This window comes from Maribacter chungangensis, assembly GCF_042676845.1.
Taxonomy (GTDB): Bacteria; Bacteroidota; Bacteroidia; order Flavobacteriales; family Flavobacteriaceae; genus Maribacter; species Maribacter chungangensis.
This window is the reverse complement of sequence record NZ_JBHTHY010000003.1, coordinates 1,039,044-1,056,285: the sequence shown is the minus strand read 5'-3', so window position 1 is coordinate 1,056,285 and position 17,242 is coordinate 1,039,044. Positions and strand designations below refer to the sequence as shown.

At 40.3% G+C, this 17,242-nt stretch carries 11 protein-coding genes; 7 read left to right on the top strand and 4 right to left on the bottom strand.

What is annotated here, in order from left to right:
• The first annotated feature begins 633 nt into the window (after positions 1-633).
• From ACFQZJ_RS04335 to rlmB, 6 genes are all read left to right on the top strand, one after another.
• The gene (locus ACFQZJ_RS04335) at positions 634-3,882 is read left to right on the top strand and encodes a SusC/RagA family TonB-linked outer membrane protein (RefSeq protein WP_379932571.1); all 3,249 of its coding nucleotides are present in this window, start codon (positions 634-636) and stop codon (positions 3,880-3,882) included.
• A gap of 23 nt (positions 3,883-3,905) precedes the next feature.
• Positions 3,906-5,612 carry a SusD/RagB family nutrient-binding outer membrane lipoprotein gene (locus ACFQZJ_RS04330; RefSeq protein WP_379932570.1) on the top strand — a complete coding sequence of 569 codons (1,707 nt, stop codon included), beginning with the start codon at positions 3,906-3,908 and terminating at the stop codon, positions 5,610-5,612.
• An 18-nt stretch (positions 5,613-5,630) separates the two neighbouring features.
• Positions 5,631-6,545 (top strand): hypothetical protein, encoded by a 915-nt coding sequence (locus ACFQZJ_RS04325; protein WP_379932568.1) that lies wholly within the window; start codon positions 5,631-5,633, stop codon positions 6,543-6,545.
• Positions 6,546-6,664: 119 nt separating this feature from the next.
• The gene (locus ACFQZJ_RS04320) at positions 6,665-10,012 is read left to right on the top strand and encodes a VCBS repeat-containing protein (RefSeq protein ID WP_379932566.1); all 3,348 of its coding nucleotides are present in this window, start codon (positions 6,665-6,667) and stop codon (positions 10,010-10,012) included.
• 140 nt (positions 10,013-10,152) lie between these two features.
• Complete coding sequence (locus ACFQZJ_RS04315; protein WP_379932565.1) at positions 10,153-10,896, top strand: hypothetical protein; 744 nt, start codon at positions 10,153-10,155, stop codon at positions 10,894-10,896.
• Between the two features lie 66 nt (positions 10,897-10,962).
• Positions 10,963-11,703 (top strand): 23S rRNA (guanosine(2251)-2'-O)-methyltransferase RlmB, encoded by a 741-nt coding sequence (gene rlmB / locus ACFQZJ_RS04310; RefSeq protein ID WP_379932564.1) that lies wholly within the window; start codon positions 10,963-10,965, stop codon positions 11,701-11,703.
• 430 nt (positions 11,704-12,133) lie between these two features.
• Here rlmB and ACFQZJ_RS04305 read toward each other — a convergent pair whose 3' ends face one another.
• Positions 12,134-12,871 carry a rhomboid family intramembrane serine protease gene (locus ACFQZJ_RS04305; protein WP_379932562.1) on the bottom strand — a complete coding sequence of 246 codons (738 nt, stop codon included), beginning with the start codon at positions 12,869-12,871 and terminating at the stop codon, positions 12,134-12,136.
• A 147-nt stretch (positions 12,872-13,018) separates the two neighbouring features.
• Between ACFQZJ_RS04305 and ACFQZJ_RS04300 the strand changes: the two genes are divergently transcribed.
• Entirely contained in the window at positions 13,019-14,296 is a 1,278-nt protein-coding gene (locus ACFQZJ_RS04300; RefSeq protein WP_379932561.1) for a replication-associated recombination protein A, read from the top strand.
• On the opposite strand, the gene ACFQZJ_RS04295 is transcribed toward ACFQZJ_RS04300, so the two are convergent.
• From ACFQZJ_RS04295 to ACFQZJ_RS04285, 3 genes are all read right to left on the bottom strand, one after another.
• Complete coding sequence (locus tag ACFQZJ_RS04295; RefSeq protein WP_379932559.1) at positions 14,293-15,165, bottom strand: hypothetical protein; 873 nt, start codon at positions 15,163-15,165, stop codon at positions 14,293-14,295. The two genes, ACFQZJ_RS04300 and ACFQZJ_RS04295, sit on opposite strands and share 4 nt — an antisense overlap.
• Positions 15,166-15,241: 76 nt before the next feature.
• Complete coding sequence (locus tag ACFQZJ_RS04290) at positions 15,242-16,672, bottom strand: DUF5723 family protein (protein WP_379932558.1); 1,431 nt, start codon at positions 16,670-16,672, stop codon at positions 15,242-15,244.
• Positions 16,669-17,214 carry a hypothetical protein gene (locus ACFQZJ_RS04285; RefSeq protein WP_379932557.1) on the bottom strand — a complete coding sequence of 182 codons (546 nt, stop codon included), beginning with the start codon at positions 17,212-17,214 and terminating at the stop codon, positions 16,669-16,671. The genes ACFQZJ_RS04290 and ACFQZJ_RS04285 overlap by 4 nt, the downstream gene beginning before the upstream one ends.
• Positions 17,215-17,242 lie beyond the last annotated feature (28 nt).

Below are 17,242 nucleotides of genomic sequence, written 5' to 3'. Positions count from 1 at the left end.
CCGATCAAATTTTGAGTTCCGAACAAACATTAAATATAGAAGCCATTGCAAAACAAAAAACTAAAGGCCAAGTGCCTTGCCACACCAAAACACTCAAGAAGAACGCAAGAAATCGGACCATTAACTACTAACAACCCGAACGCAATCTTTTTATTTTGGCCGTATACCATAATAATAAGTTGCCAACCAAGCGACTCTTTGTTCGCAAGACAACCAATAAGCGAAGGATACTAGGCCAATCTTTAATGACCTATTAAAAACTCAATACTTACTATAATCGTTTTTTTAAACCAATTTAAGCCTTCCCTATTTCAAACCAAGTCTTAGATACGATCACCAACACCAAACTTCGTGGACAATAAAAGCACTTAGGATCATTCATTACAAAAAACTAATGGGGATATACACACCAAGTTTTCAAATTAAAGTACATGATTACTCCAATACTCGAACCTTTAGAATCCTAACTATTGACAAAAAAGCAAGTGTTATATTATTAATCTTAAAATACAGGCCTTGTTTCACCTGTAACTTCTCATTATGATAGTTTAACTTAAACTTTTATTAAAATTAGTTTGGTTTATTAACACATTATTATGACTTTTGCGAATAGCTAATTCAAATAACTTAAAAATGAGAACAAAATTAAATGGATTGTTAACGCTATTTTTGGCGTTAGTTGTGCAGATTTCCTTTGCACAGGACAGGACGGTATCCGGGACGGTTACCGATCAGGACGGGCTCCCCTTGCCCGGGGTAAACATTGTCGTTGAAGGAACGACCACTGGTACCCAAACGGATTTTGATGGCAACTATGCGATCAGTGCATCCACAGGGCAAACACTTCTTTTTACCTATATTGGCCAAAAGGCCGTGCGACAAACCGTTGGTGCTGGCAGCACGGTGAACGTGCAAATGGAGGAGGATGCCCAGGCATTGGAAGAGGTTGTTGTAACAGCACAGGGTATTAAACGAGAGAAAAAGGCTCTTGGGTACGCTACAACATCTGTAGGCGCTGATCAACTTGAGGGTAGAACTGAAGGTGATGTTGCCAGAGTGCTTTCCGGTAAGGCAGCTGGGGTACAAGTAGTTGCCGCGGGTGGCTCTTCCGGTTCTGCAACGAATATTACCGTAAGGGGGCTTAGTTCCTTTAGCGGTTCTAACCAAGCCTTATTCATTGTGGATGGTATTCCGTTCTCTAACGACACAAACTCTCCAGGGGATTTTATTCAAGGTAACCCTACCTCTTCAAGATTTTTGGATTTAGATCCAAACAACATAGAAAATGTAGAAGTGTTAAAAGGTTTGGCAGCTGCCACGTTATATGGTAGCCAAGGACGAAACGGGGTTATCTTGATTACGACTAAAGCTGGCGCAGCCAATACCGGTCCTAAGAAAACGGAAATTACCGTAAGTCAATCGTACAACGCTATTGAAATGGCATCTGTTCCAGACTACCAAGACGAATTCGGTAACGGTTTTGACCAGAACTTTGGTTGGTTTTTTAGTAACTGGGGACCAAGCTTTGAAGAAGGCGGTGTAGCAGGATGGGGAAGACAGCCGTTGATCGATGCTAACGGAACATTGGAGCACCCCTATTCTTCTACAGCAGTAGCTTCTACACGTAACGCTTTTCCAGAACTTCAAGGAGCTCGCTACGACTGGAAGCCTTATGAGTCCCTAGAGGAATTATTCGCTCCCGGTAATGCATTGAACACCTCGGTAAACATATCAGGTGGTTCTGCCGATGGTAGCACTAGTTTTAACGCCAACCTTGGTTATCTCGATGAAACCGGATTTATTCCCGGTAACGGATTGAACCGTACAACAGTTTCCGTTGGTGGCGTATCTAAATTGACCAACAAGTTTACGGTTAGGGGTACGATGAATTTCGCTAGAACGGATTTTAAAAGCCCGCCAGTTGCATCGAGTAGAGGTAACGGTACAGACGGACTTTCCGTGTTTGGAAATGTGTTCTTTACACCACGTAGTGTTGATTTAATGGGGCTTCCTTTTGAGAATCCAATCGACGGATCAAGCGTCTATTATCGTAACGGTAACGACATTATCAACCCAAGGTGGACGGCTAAAAATGTTACTTACAGACAGCTTACAAATAGATTCAACTGGAATCTTTCTTTGGACTATGCCATTAACGATAATCTGAACGTTACTTGGAGGTCTGGTCTTGACTTCTATAACGAACGTAACATTAACGGATCCAACAAAGGAGGTGTTGAATTTCCTGATGCCATTTTCGGTTTCTATGATACTTTTGATAACAATAATACAATTTGGGATCACTTCTTGTCATTGAACGGTAATTATGACCTTTCAGAAAAAATGGGCATGACATTTACGGTAGGAGCCAACTCCAGGCAGGATAATTTTGATCGTTCCGGTGTTGCCAGTACAGGTCAACTTGTTTTTGGTGTAAAAAGACACTTTAATTTTGAAAACCAGTTGCCAATTCAATTTTCTAGAAATAGAAATATAGCAGGTCTTTTAGGACAAGCTACTTTGGATTATGACAACATGCTGTTCTTAACGGTATCCGCACGATCTGACTGGGTTTCGAACTTTGCACGTGAAAATCGCAATCAAACCTATCCAGGGGCTAGTTTGTCTTTCCTGCCAACAGCTACTTGGAGCGGACTAAAATCAGAAAACGGTTTAAACTTCTTAAAACTGAGAGCTAGTTACGGTACTTCTGCGAACTTTGATACTGATGCAGATTTCCCATATCCGACCGTAAATGTGGTGCAACAGGATCCCCAGCGATTTGTTGATCCATTTGATGGTGCTTCATTGACCACAAACCAAGTGGATAACTTTAGAGCAAACCCTAATTTACGCCCCGAGCTTTTAGAGGAGTATGAAGTAGGTCTTGAATCTAAGTTTTGGAAAAACCGAATCTCCCTTGATTTAACATATTATGATCGAAGAACAAACGACCTTATTGTCACGGAACCATTAGCTCCTTCTACAGGTTTTAGCTTTACACAAAGTAATATTGGACAAATTAGTAACAAAGGATGGGAAGCAGTTTTAGGTGTCGATGTGATTAGAAGCGATAATTTTTCTTGGAACTCCAGTGTTAACTTTTTTGCCAACGACGAGGTTGTTGTAGAACAAGAGCAGGATTTCATCGCTTATGCCGGATCTTTAGCTGAAGGTGGAGGTCTGTTTAGAGGATCTAACGCTGCGGTTGAAGGAGAATCCCTAAGATCCATTGTAGGGACGCAGATTGCACGAGATGCCGATGGAAATTTCCTAATCAATGACGCTGGTAACTATGTTATAGCTGAACAAGACGCTGATGGTAACGTTCCAATTATTGGTGACGCCGTAGCGGACTACTCCATGAACTTTATCAACAACATCCGATACAAGAACTGGAATTTAAATTTTCAAGTGAACCACACCAAAGGAGGTGATATTCTTTCGAGTACGACGGCTACCTTGTTAGGTAGGGGATTAATTACCGAAACGGCTGATAGATTGGATACTTTTATTTTACCTGGTGTTCGCCAGAGTACGGGGCAAGCAAATGATTTACAAATCAATAATTCCACGTACTATTTTACGAACGTACTTTTCGGCCCTACCGAAATGCGTATCTACGATGCATCGGTTATCAGATTACAAGAAGTATCCTTAAGCTACAGTTTCCCAGCTAAGTACTTAGACAGGACTCCTTTCGGAAGTCTTTCTATAACGGCACAGGGTTTCAACCTTTGGTATGACGCCTACAATATTCCAGATGGTGCTAATTTTGATCCTAACGTTGCGGGTGTCGGTATAGGTAACGGATTTGGTTTTGATTTCATCAACGGACCTTCCGCAAGAAGATACGGTATCACACTAAAAGCTAGTTTCTAATAAAATTGTTAATGAATCATACAATGAAAAAATTAATTAAAAACATAACGATAGCGCTCCTTGTAGGTGGATTTATTACCTCATGTGAGACCATAGACCTTGATCAGCGTGTAAGTCCCAACGACTTATCTACGGATCAAGCAGATCCAAATCTGTTATTGAACAGTGTACAATTGGCCTTTGCCAGTAACCAGGTATACTTAAGCGATCAATCGGCAAATTTGACCAGAATAGACGTATTCGGTAACCGTAATTATTTTAATGGGTTACCAGGAGACCAACTTAATGAAATTTGGGCCCGAACCTATAGTTCTGAATTTAACAGAGTAGGTGATCCTGTTGACATAGGGATTTTAACAAATCTACAAGCACTTGAGGAGATTGATGCTAACAGTGACATCGATTACTCCTTTCATGTAGGTGTAGCAAAGACCTTGTACGCTTACTCTCTGTTTCAATTGGTAGACTTCATAGGTGTTGCAGCATTTAGCCAAGCCGGACAGCCTTTAGAGTTTCCTGCTCCCACTCTAGACAGTGGTGAAGAAGTTTATGCAGGTGCATTTCAACTCTTAAATGAGGCAGAAGCTTTACTATCAACAGAACCTGAATCACAAGGCGCAGTAGATTTATTTTACAATGAAGATACAACTAAGTGGGTTAAACTAATTAACTCTATTCGTCTACGTTCTTACAAGAATACTGGAAACGTTTCTGCCTTTAATGCAGTAGTCGCAGCGGACAATTATATCTCCGATGCCGAAGATGATTTTGAATTACGCTATGGCACCAGTGAATTACAGCCAGATTCGAGACATCCAGATTATGCGACCGATTATACGCCCTCTGGAAACAACATTTACCATTCTAATTATTTAATGGAGTTGATGTTGAACAATAATGATCCAAGAATACGCTACTATTTCTACCGTCAATCCAATGGCACACCAGGTGCATTAGATGTAAACGGGGTAGCTGTACCACCAAATGAAGAAGATTTGGCATGCTCCTTAGTGGTACCGCCACAACACTATTTAGATGGAGGTTATACCTTTTGTAGCGTAAACAATGGGTATTGGGGTAGATCTCATGGTAACGACGAAGGTGCTCCGCCAGACAACTTTAAGAAAACAGCTGCGGGAGTGTATCCTGCAGGTGGACTGTTTGACAGTAGTGCCTTTGATCCGGAGACAGGACTTACAGAAGGTGTAGGTCTTGGCAAAGGTGGCGGAGGTGCAGGTATAGAACCAATTATCCTTTCCTCCTACGTAGAATTTTGGAAAGGTGAAATGGCTTCTGAAGCGGATAGAGCGGCTTTCCTACGTTCTGGCTTGGAAAAATCCATAGCAAAAGTACAAAGCTTTGGCGCCTTGGACGGATCGGCTGATTTATCCCTGGCACCAACAGCTGCGGAGGTGACCGCTTACATCGACGGAATTGTTGCAGAATATAATGCAGCTACCGGAGATGACAAGCAGAATGTATTCGCAGAACAGTATTTCACCACATTGTTCGGAGGAGCTACGGAGGCTTATAATTATTACAGAAAAACAGGTTTTCCAACTACGGTGTTCCCAAATTGGGAATTAGATCCTGGACCATTCCCAAGAACCTTCTTACTTCCTCAAAATGAAGTAATCACAAATCCTAACTTAACGCAAAGGACGGATTTGAACACGCAAGTATTTTGGGATACCAATCCTGCTGGGCCAGCTTTCCCACCTGCTAACTAAAATTTAAAATAAAAAAAGATGAAAAAATACTTATATAATTCTTTAAAACTAGCCTTGGCGGGTTCAGCGTTAATTCTCGGAGCCTGTGCAGAAGCTGATAAACCCATAGACGGTATCTTCTCGGATGTAGAACGTGGAGCCGTACTCCGCACGGTAGAAATCATTGACGATGAAGTATTGTTCGATGTAGCGACAAGCACATTGGTGGGAGGAAATTTCACCGTAGTGTTAGAGGCACAAGATGTTGAACAAGGTGCCCTCCTATCAGAGGTCGAAGTTTACTTTGGCTTTAGGGACAATACCGATGAAGCAGGTGCAGACAATGATAGGGATGAGGTTTTGGTAGAGACCATTCCTGCGTCCGCCTTCTCACCCGGGCCATTTGCTTTACCAAGATACCAGTACACTACTACGGCAGACGCAATACAAGCCGCATTGAACTTACCAGGTAGTGAGATTTTTGGTGGTGACCAATTCACGATTCGTTTTGAAATGGTACTTACTGATGGAAGAAGGTTTTCGTTTGCAAATAACACCGGAACATTGACCGGAGCATTTTATAACGCACGTTTCCTGCACACTGCCAATATCGTATGTGCACCATCCGTTCCTACAGCAGGAACTTGGACGGTAAGCACTACAGATACCTTTGGCGATGGATGGAACGGAGCTAGTCTGGACGTAAGTATAGACGGTGGCCCAGTAAATTCTATTGCAAATGTCGACGACGGTGTAAGACCGTTTGCTTCTTCCACACAGGGCTTCACATTTGAAGTGCCAACAGGAGCCCAAGCTATTTCAATAGTATTTGTATCCGGTGATTTTGATGAAGAAGTTCAATTCACTATCACCTCTGCTAACGGAAATGTTGTTGCTGAAGGCGATGAGCCCAATGCCGGCCAAGTATTGGATTTCTGCCCAGATAATCTCTAAGTAGAAAACCTTGATTTTTATAGAAAACGACCCTTCTTTGAGGGTCGTTTTTTGTTTCACCAAGTTGTTCTTATTTTTACAAAAACTAACTAGCTTCGATCTCTTAAAGACAAAAGATAATGCGCTTATCACCTATAACCATAAGTCTACTATGCTTACTGCACACAGGCTGCGGAACAGATTCTAGCCAGCAGCTAAAGGAAACATCGTCGGTTGAAGGCTCATCGACACAAGAAAAGAAAGCACCTATATTCGAAAAAATAGATGCCAATTATAGCGGTGTTTCATTTGCTAATCACGTTAAAGAAGATTTAAGCACGATCAGCAACCTGTTCGACTTTGATTATTTCTACAACGGTGCGGGTGTTGGATTGGAGGATATAAACAACGATGGTTTACTCGATATACTGTTTACAGGTAATCAAGTCGAAAATAGGCTTTACTTGAACAAAGGCAATTTCATTTTTGAAGATATAACCCTTACCTCCGGTATCAATAAAGGAAAAATATGGTCAAATGGTGTAACCTTCGTTGATATAAACAACGATGGCTGGATGGATGTTTACATTTCTCAAGGTGGTCCAAACACAAGATATTCTAGAAAAAATTTACTTTTCATCAATCAAAAAAACAACACGTTTGTTGAACAGGCCCAACTCTACGGCTTGGCCGATATGGGTGTAAGCACACAATCCGCATTTTTTGATTTTGACAAAGATGGTGACCTGGACTGTATTGTAATGAACGAGAATGAATACTATGGGGTAGACCCAAACTCACTTTACAACCTTGTTGCAAAGAACAAAGAAAGTCAGTTCTTCAACTCTTCCCATTTGTACGAGAATAAAGACGGAAGATTTATAGACATTACTAAACAAGCAGGCCTAGAACGTCCAATTTTTGGCTTAGGTCTAACAATTGGCGATATAAACAACGATAACTGGCCAGATATCTATATCGCTAGCGACTATTATATACCAGATGCGCTCTTTATCAATAAGGGAAACGGTACATTCGAAGACCAACTGAAACAAAGGACCAACCAAGTTTCTTTTTACGGTATGGGAATGGATATTGCAGATATAAATAATGATAACTTAGAGGATATTTTTGTTCTGGACATGTCCTCCAACGACCACAAACGATCGAAAACCTTAATGGCCTCTATGGATACCGATCGCTTCGATTATTTAACGAAGACTTTAGGTTTTCAACACCAGTACATGTACAACAGCCTACAACTTAATACCGGGGAAGGTTATTATAACAATGTTGCCCAGCTTACACAAACAGCAAGTACAGATTGGAGCTGGTCCGTTCTCATGTCCGATTTAGATTTAGATGGAGATACCGATATACACGTAACCAACGGGTACCGTCGCTACGCTCTGGACAACGACTCACAACAAAACGTGATCAAAGCGAAACAGCAATATGGCAGATCTGTTCCTTTAGAAATAAAAGAAGAGCTCTATTACAACCTACCTACAGAAAAGCTACCCAACTTACTCTTCGAACAAAAAGGCAATTTGACTTTTGAAAGTAATGCAGCTTCTTGGGGACTTGGAGATTACACCTTCAGCAACGGCGCTAGTTTAGGAGATTTGGACAACGACGGTGATCTGGACCTTGTTGTAAACAATATGGACGAAACAGCAATGCTATATAAAAATAATGCTGTTGAGCTGAAGAAAGGAAACTATCTAAAAGTTCAATTAAAAGGTACAAATTCCGAACAATCTGCCAAAGTAGAAATTAAATTTGACGGTAAAAGTCAGCTTCTAGTTCCGAGGCGTGTAAGAGGATACCGTTCTGCACAAGAAAACGCAGCCATATTTGGTCTTGGAAAACACAACAGAATAGATACACTGCGTGTTACTTGGGACAATGGCACCATAGAGGAAAGGTATGGTATAGCGGCCAATACCAAGCAACTTTTTACCATTTCAGATGCACCGCACCAATCAACACAACCCATAACGACCGCCTATTTTTCTCAAATCGTTAATCCACCAATTACATATAACCATATAGAAAATGACTACAATGATTTCGAAACAGAGATCCTACTGCCTTACAAACAATCCACTTTGGGTCCATTTATGAGCGTTGGAGATGTAAACGGTGATGGAAAAGATGATGTATTTATAGGATCTAGCAGCGGACATACCAGTCAATTGTTCCTTGCAAACGGGAACGGTTTTAACCTAAAAAAACAACCGGCATTTGAACTGGATAAACACCATGAGGACATGGAATCGGTCTTCTTTGACTTGGATGGGGATAAAGATCTAGACCTTTATGTTGTAAGCGGCGGAAACGAACATGATGAAAATGACCCCTATTATCTGGACCGGCTGTACATTAACGATGGAGCAGGAAATTTCTCCAAAAAAGACATAACGGCCTTACAGCCATCCCCAAAAAACGGCAAAACGGTGGCCGCGATAGATATAGACAATGATGGAGATAAAGATTTAATAGTAGGCAATAGAGTAATTCCTAAGAACTATCCCAAACATCAAGGTTCTACACTTTATGAAAACAGGAATGGTATTTTGATAGATGTTACTACGGAAAAAGCCCAGGAACTAGAGTCATTTGGTATAATCAATGCTGTAATAGTGACGGATTTTGATAACGACGGCTGGGAGGACTTCATTGCCGTAGGAGAATGGACCACCATTGGAATGTTCCGAAATGAAAAAGGACTGTTTAAAAATGATGCCACTAATATGCTAAACAAAGAGTCGAAAATCAAAGGATGGTGGTTTGAAATCGGTGAAACCGACATTAATAATGATGGATTAAAAGACTACATTATAGGTAACGTTGGACGTAATTTAAAATTCAATGCCAGCGAGGAAAAACCATTTAAAATATATGCTACGGATTTTGATGGTAACGGTAGCAACGATATCGTATTAAGTAAAAAATACGAGGGCCAATATGTTCCGGTTCGCGGAAAAGAGTGCTCTTCGCAACAAATGCCCTTTATAAACTCAAAATTTGGAACTTATGCAGCATTTGCAAACGCAAGCTTAGAAGATATTTATGGAGAAAACCTCAAAAACGCTTATTATGGTGAAGCAAATGAATTTGACTCCCTCCTATTATTAAATAATGGGAATGGTACTTTTACCATAGAAAGGCTACCCATTGAAGCGCAATCCTTACCTAATCTATCCTACGTATTTCTCGATGTAAACAAAGATGGTTTTGAAGATGTCATCATTGGCGGAAATATTTACAATACAGAAGTAGAAACACCACGACTCGATTCATTTTCTGGCATAGTGATGATGTCCAACCAAAAAGATGGGTACGAAATAGTTGCCAATAGCCAGACAGGGCTTAGGATTAATGGAAATATCAAGGACCTTGGCATACTTAAATCCGAAAAAAGCACTCTTCTGTTAGCTACTGAAAACAATGGAAAGCTTCAGTCCTATAAACTTATCAATTAAAAAACTAGTGTCGCGAAACAGTATCTTATCCTATACCGTTAAATTATTGTTAATGACTCACTCTTGTGCAAATGTTAACAATTTAAATTGGTGAATGGACTAGAGAATTTCCTATCTTTCGATTTAATAAACATTATAAAATGATGAAACATCTTATTTTAAGTATATTAATGCTATACAGTTTTAGTACTTATGCGCAAGCTACAGGACAAATAATGGCATACGGATCTGCTGGTGGTAGCGTAAACTCTTTAGGACAACTAGAAACGCTAATGGGCCCTATAGCCGAAAGAGCATCACGAACGGAGGATATGTTGGAAAACATGTCCGGATCCCCTTATACCTCCAATGCGTTTCAACTTGGCACCCTTTATTACAAAGAGGAAAACAGCGGCAAGATATACTACCGATACAACTCCTACAACGAAGAAATAGAAATAAAGAAAAATAATCTAGAAGGAGAACCTTTACAGTCTCTTTCTAGAGATAAGAATATTTCCTTGGTCGGTGCAACCGGGAAAGCATTACGTTTTAGTACTTTTATTGACCGCAAGGGTCTTACACAGAATGGATACTTAACGTTGTTGGTAGATGGGGATTACGCACTGTATTTGAGAAATACGGCTAAATTTACAGAGGGTCAAAAAGCACCTAATTCCTTTGTGAAGGCAACACCACCCAAGTTTTCGCAGTATGAGGAATATTATTTAGAGGTAAAAGGTCTTAAAAGGGTGGACGAAGTGCAGTTTAAGAACAAAAAGTTTTTGAAATTATTACCTGCTGATGTCCAAGAACGCACATCAATTTACTTAAAAGAAGAAGGTATCAAGATTAAAGATGTAGATGACGTAAAAAAAGTACTTGCATATCTCAACACAAATTAAAAAACTTTACTGAACTTAAAAAAACCCGCTAGCAATCCTAGCGGGTTTTTTATTTACTTTTGCCCTATGGAAAAAACGACCCAAATCTACGGTATTCGCGCAATTATAGAAGCTGTAAATTCTAATGAGGAAATAGACAAGGTCTTCATTCAAAAAGGACTAAAAGGTGATTTAATAAAGGAATTAGAGCGATTATTGCGTCAAAAGGATATTAGTGCCGTCTATGTGCCGGTAGAAAAGCTAAATAGACTTACCAAGAACAATCATCAAGGAGCAGTTGCGAACATCTCCCCCATTTCATTTGTTTCTTTAGATGATTTGATCGAAATAAGCAATACCAAGGACAAACCAGCTTTATTTCTGCTATTGGACCAACTATCCGATGTTCGAAATTTTGGTGCCATCATACGTACTGCGGAATGTACCGGCGTAGATGGTATCATCATCCAGAAAAAAGGCGCCGCTCCAGTAACCGCAGACACTATTAAAACATCGGCGGGTGCAGCTTTTAAAGTACCGATTGCGAAAGTAGACCATCTGAAGGATGCCGTTTTCTACCTTCAAGCCTCGGGAATCAAAATTGTATCGGCAACGGAAAAAACGAATACATCCGTTTACGACGTCTCCTATGCGGGTCCAATAGCTATTGTTATGGGTTCAGAAGATCGTGGCATTACGCCATCCATCATAAAGGTGTCAGACTACACCGCTAAAATACCATTACAGGGAGAAATCGCCTCTTTAAATGTTTCCGTGGCCTGCGCAGTTTTTCTATATGAGGCCGTAAGACAACGATTAGCCTTATAGGTTTTTACCTTTGTTGAAAAATACACGCTTTTTATTGGCAACAACCCTAAGGAAATGCCCACATCACTATGAGGGTATAGACCCGTCCAATGCTAGTTCAGGACAGCCTGGTTAGTACAGACAACGTAAAATTGAAAATTCAACCTTTGGAAAGAGAGGACTAAAGAATAGCATTACGTAGCCTACAATACCAATTTAAATTATAGATGTCGCATAAAATCAGTTTCTTTTTTACTCATTTGTTGTCATAAAATAGAACCATAGCTAATGCTATGCTTAGATTTCATTCCTAAACTGAGAAAAAAATAATTCAAACTTTCAATACGACATTCAAAACTTAAACTGGTATAACCCTTATCAGACACTGCCAACGTAAAGTTTTTTTTTAGTCTGTTCAACAGAACATCTACAATGTGATACCGACAAATTATCAGTCATTATCCGGATTCCTTTTATAGATATAGTTCACTTTAAAGGAGTCGTCTTCCTTCAGAGCTTCTTCTGGTTTGGTTTCTATAAAATTACCATTCGCATCAAAATGCTTTAGAAAAGGATCCCCGTCTTCATCATAATCTTCCTTTTCCCACTCAAACTTACTAGGTAAAGGAACATCTGCACGCACAACAGCAGCCAAAAATAATCCTGTAAGAAATCCACCCAAATGACCTTCCCAAGAAATTCCGTCCTTAACCGGAAAAATATACCATAACAAACTGCCATAAATGAAAACAACTACTAAGGACAATGCAATTAAACGATAGTGTTTTACGAAAACACCCTTAAAGAAGGTGAAACTGGCCAAGACATAAATTAAACCACTTGCGCCTATATGGTAAGACGGCCTTCCTATACACCAGGTTAAAAAGCCGGACAGCAAAATACCCCAAAAAACGACTTTTAAAGCAATCTTATTATAAAAGTAGAATAGCGCCGCTAATAGCACGGCCAGTGGAATGGTGTTATTATACAGATGTTCTAGGGACCCATGAATGAAAGGACTAAAAACAACACCACGTAACCCAGAAAAAGTTTGCGGATAAATTCCATAACTATTAAAATTGAGCTGTTGCGCCAATTCTATCCAATACACGCTCCAGATAGCCAGTACCGATACTATTGGCACTACCACTACGGAATGGGAAAACTTAAAATAAGGTGTACCGGACATGTAATCAATCTTTACTTAGAATAAGGCAAAATTTTAGCCAAAGAAGAAAATCGGACCTATTGTCATCTTTATTTTTAAACAGAAAATATAACCTCTTATTGCGCCTTTGGTTAAATTCACGTGAATAACTTTAGCTATTTTTATCCTATGAACGAACCTTTAGCCGAACGCGTACGACCAAAAACCCTAGAAGACTATATAAGTCAACATCACCTTGTAGGAGAAAAAGGGGCGTTGACGCATCAGATCAAAAAAGGGATTATTCCCTCCCTTATTTTGTGGGGGCCACCGGGAACCGGAAAAACAACCTTAGCAACTATTATTGCAGAAGAGAGCAAACGTCCCTTTTATGTGCTCAGTGCGATCAATAGTGGCGTAAAGGACATAAGAGAGGTCATAGACAAGGCCAAGCAAGCCGGTGGACTCTTTACAACGAAAAATCCTATTTTGTTTATCGATGAGATACATCGCTTTAGCAAATCGCAACAAGACAGTTTATTGGGTGCCGTTGAAAAAGGATGGGTAACACTAATCGGCGCTACCACCGAAAATCCTAGTTTTGAAGTAATACCAGCACTGTTATCTCGCTGCCAAGTATATATATTGAACGCTTTTGGCAAAGAGGATTTAATACATTTGTTGCAACGCGCCCTTGAAAAAGATACCTTTCTAAAATCAAAAAACATAACACTAACGGAGACCGAAGCCCTACTTAGATTATCAGGTGGGGACGGCAGAAAACTACTTAATATTTTTGAGCTCATCGTTAATTCCGAAGACTCGGATACTGTGGAGATTACAGATCAACTTGTGCTTCAAAAAATACAGAAGAATACCGTTTTATACGATAAGACCGGAGAACAGCATTATGATATTGTATCCGCTTTCATAAAATCTATCCGTGGTAGTGATCCAAATGGGGCCGTATACTGGCTGGCACGTATGATCGAAGGCGGGGAGGACGTAAAATTCATTGCCCGGAGGATGCTGATCGCCGCTTCGGAAGATATTGGCTTGGCGAACCCTACCGCACTGGTTATGGCCAATACCACCTTCCAAGCGGTAACTACGATCGGGTATCCGGAATCGAGGATAATCTTAAGTCAATGCGCGGTTTATTTGGCCACCTCGGCAAAAAGCAATGCCAGTTACATGGCCATAGGAAAAGCCCAGCAAACGGTAAAACAAACAGGCAACCTACCGGTTCCCTTAGCACTTAGAAATGCACCAACAAAATTAATGAAGGATTTAGGCTATGGTGAAGATTACAAATATGCGCACGATTTTGAAAACAATTTTGTGGCGGCCGAATTTCTACCTGAAGAGATTTCCGGTACTTCGTTCTATAAACCTGGCAAAAACCCAAGAGAAAGAGCCTTAAGTGATTTTCTGAAGAACAGATGGAAGGACAAATATGATTTCTAGAATTTGATCCTCAATTCTTCTTGAATCAATTCGGTTCCCGTATAATACTCAAAAACCCAAATCCCGTCTTTTTGAAAAACCATACCGCTTTTGTTATCGGCCTGTGCAATAAACACATTCTTTGTTGAACTGTTCAACAACTTCATAACTACTTTTGGAGCGCTATCTATCAACTGATAGCCGTTGGCAATAGGCTGGGCATACAACACTTCCCCGTCGTTTACCGCGCTTAATTTGGATTCAATTTTGCTCTTGGGAGCGGCTTGTCTGATGTCCGATGCAACGGGCTCCATACTTTTATAGCTTTGATCTTCCAAACTACTTGTTTGCTTTACTACTTTACTCCTGTTTTCTGTGTCCGTACTTAGTTTTGCGCTATCCGTCTCCAAGGTTTTTACGTCATTTTTAAAGCTTATGGTTATAGGCTTATCCGTTACCGCTTCTTCTTTATAACTATAATTTAAATCATTAAAAGAGGACATAGCATCTGTTATACCCTGTTTGTAAGACTCCTTATATTCCTTTATTTTGTTTGTTCCCTCAATAGAGCTAAATACCTTTTCGCCTTTACAGTTCTCGACCAAAATTTGAACTTTTGTCCTAAACATGGAAGAATTATCTATTAAACGAGCGGTAAGCCCTAGGCAACGGTCCAAATACAAATCTTCCGGAATCGCATCTTCATATACCGCCGTAAATCCCTTTTGAACAAAGAGGTGTTTGAGCAAGGTACTTGTCAAATACTGATTTTCTTCTTTAAAATCCCCCAGGGTTTTGGGAATTATGATGTACTTATATTCGTTTAAGTTTACCTGTCCAATACCGGAATAACCGATAAGCACAAAAACAATGGCAAAGATATTTTTCAAAATAGTTTAATTTAAGATTCAGTAAAGGATATGAAAAAAGCGTGCCAAACCCTAAGGTTTCCGGTTTATGGTTGAACTATCGCTTCCGGCCCCAAGATATGATATTTAATCCTAATTGAAAAGATGCGTAATTACTCGCAGCAATGTTTTGATAGGATAACAGATTATCGCCCATAAGATAAAAATTCAATGGGCCGGCTTGCAAGTTTATGCCCAGCCCCACATTGGTAGTGCTAAATTTATCTATAGTATAGGTGCCTTTTACTGCCATAAACCGTCCAAACCGCCTCAAATAAAACCCGGTTAACGCTACCTGTGGCCCTCTTGGCCTATTCATAGCAAATAGTTGTGCCCCAATAGCATTTCTGTAGCTAGAAAAACTGTTTGGTGTACCGGCGATACTACAGTCACAATCTTCTTGTGCACCTAGCGGCCTGCCAAAATTATGCCGTATAGAAGCATTCAATCTTGTGGGTCTAAAGGTTATATAGGCATTATTAGTTGTTTGGAACGGAATAAGCTCTTCTACCTCATCCACCAATTCTTGCCAAAAGTCCCTGTTAAGATCGGCAAGCTCCCGTAATACGTTAATTTCTATACCCTCTACAGTAGCATTTCCCCTTAGACTATACTTGTAAACGTTGCCACTATGATACATAAACCCTAAGTCCAAAACACTACCGGTTATAGCCGTACGCTCGTTCAAACGATATGTAAAGCCAAAATCCGTTCCTATGCCCAAATCTCCTCCGAAGACGGCCCTCTTTAAGAAGGTACTTGCAAGTGTGCCTTGGTTTTCTGCATTGTTCAAGGCTCCAAAACCTGAACTACGCAGTTGCAAATCGGTACTTAACGTTGTTGCAATACGATTGTTCCTGCCTTCGGTATTTACCAAATACCCCTTATTATTCGTAGCATTGTAATCGGCTATTCCAGAATATATTTTCCCCCTGACACCCGCAGTAAGCTTTTTGTTTATCTTTTTGTTGATGCCAAAATGATACACGGCGACCATACCTCCCCTTGTTTTTAAATCTCCAAGATCAAAACGCCTATCCAATTGGTTGGCATTCCCTTCAAAAGCAAGGAATGCGTAATCTTGGGGCCAGTAGAGAATATTATCCATTTCTAAATAAGCGCCAAAAGAATAAAAACGATCGGAATAGGGACTGCGGAAGCCTCCGCTAAATAATTCTATCTGAGACCCTAGGTTAAACTGATCTCTATTTGTTAGACCGGAGACCATACGATCACGGACCTTATCATTAATATCCAAACCGTCTTCGGCAAAAATATCGTTCACCGTAATCCCGTTTGTACCTGCATGACCAGAAACACCCGAAATCAACGGAACACCGGCAAACCACTGAAAGTCCGTTTCCATTCCTGGATTCAATAGTAAGGATTGTGGAATTTCGGTAAAGTCATACAACACCTGTTTGTTCTGTGCATACAAAAAGGCTGTCGCCAAGGCCATCAAAAAAGAAACGTTAAGGCGAATCGTCATTTTAACCTAAGCATAAATTGAGCACTGGACTTCAAAACTATAGATGCATCTGGAATACCGGAGGTACTCACATTATCGCCAAAATTTGCGGCATTAAGTCTTAAATTCGTTGTATTTCTTAGAATATCCAAGCTTTTTGCCGCGTTCCCATAGGCTACCTCGCGAATTAAGGTTGCAGTTGGGGCCGCCGGCATAACGAATAACTCCGTATCCAACAACAGCCCGTCCTCATCCAAAAATTCAATTTCGATTTGTATAGGCTTGTCCGTTGTATTCTCCAGCTCGTAGGTAATTACGCCCTCCAACACCCTCTCGGAAAAAAATGCTTCCTCAAAAGCGTCGAAATTAAAATCCTGGGTAAAAAAACTGACATCCACGACCCTGTTAATAAGACTCTCTTGGACCTTGACAAAAAATATACTGGTCTCTAAAGTTGGGGTAATGCTTAAATCTTGATACTGATTAAAATCCTGCTTTTCCGAACAAGAAAACAGTAGAAAGATAAATAGGGTACACAAAAGGCAATTTTGCAAACGTTTCATATTAGCTCTACTAATGCTACAACACAAC

Coding starts and splice junctions, on each gene's coding strand:
- ACFQZJ_RS04335 (WP_379932571.1), top strand. CDS start 634: ATGAGAACAAAATTAAATGGATTGTTAACGCTATTTTTGGCGTTAGTT.
- ACFQZJ_RS04330 (WP_379932570.1), top strand. CDS start 3,906: ATGAAAAAATTAATTAAAAACATAACGATAGCGCTCCTTGTAGGTGGA.
- ACFQZJ_RS04325 (WP_379932568.1), top strand. CDS start 5,631: ATGAAAAAATACTTATATAATTCTTTAAAACTAGCCTTGGCGGGTTCA.
- ACFQZJ_RS04320 (WP_379932566.1), top strand. CDS start 6,665: ATGCGCTTATCACCTATAACCATAAGTCTACTATGCTTACTGCACACA.
- ACFQZJ_RS04315 (WP_379932565.1), top strand. CDS start 10,153: ATGATGAAACATCTTATTTTAAGTATATTAATGCTATACAGTTTTAGT.
- rlmB (WP_379932564.1), top strand. CDS start 10,963: ATGGAAAAAACGACCCAAATCTACGGTATTCGCGCAATTATAGAAGCT.
- ACFQZJ_RS04305 (WP_379932562.1), bottom strand. CDS start 12,871: ATGTCCGGTACACCTTATTTTAAGTTTTCCCATTCCGTAGTGGTAGTG.
- ACFQZJ_RS04300 (WP_379932561.1), top strand. CDS start 13,019: ATGAACGAACCTTTAGCCGAACGCGTACGACCAAAAACCCTAGAAGAC.
- ACFQZJ_RS04290 (WP_379932558.1), bottom strand. CDS start 16,672: ATGACGATTCGCCTTAACGTTTCTTTTTTGATGGCCTTGGCGACAGCC.
- ACFQZJ_RS04285 (WP_379932557.1), bottom strand. CDS start 17,214: ATGAAACGTTTGCAAAATTGCCTTTTGTGTACCCTATTTATCTTTCTA.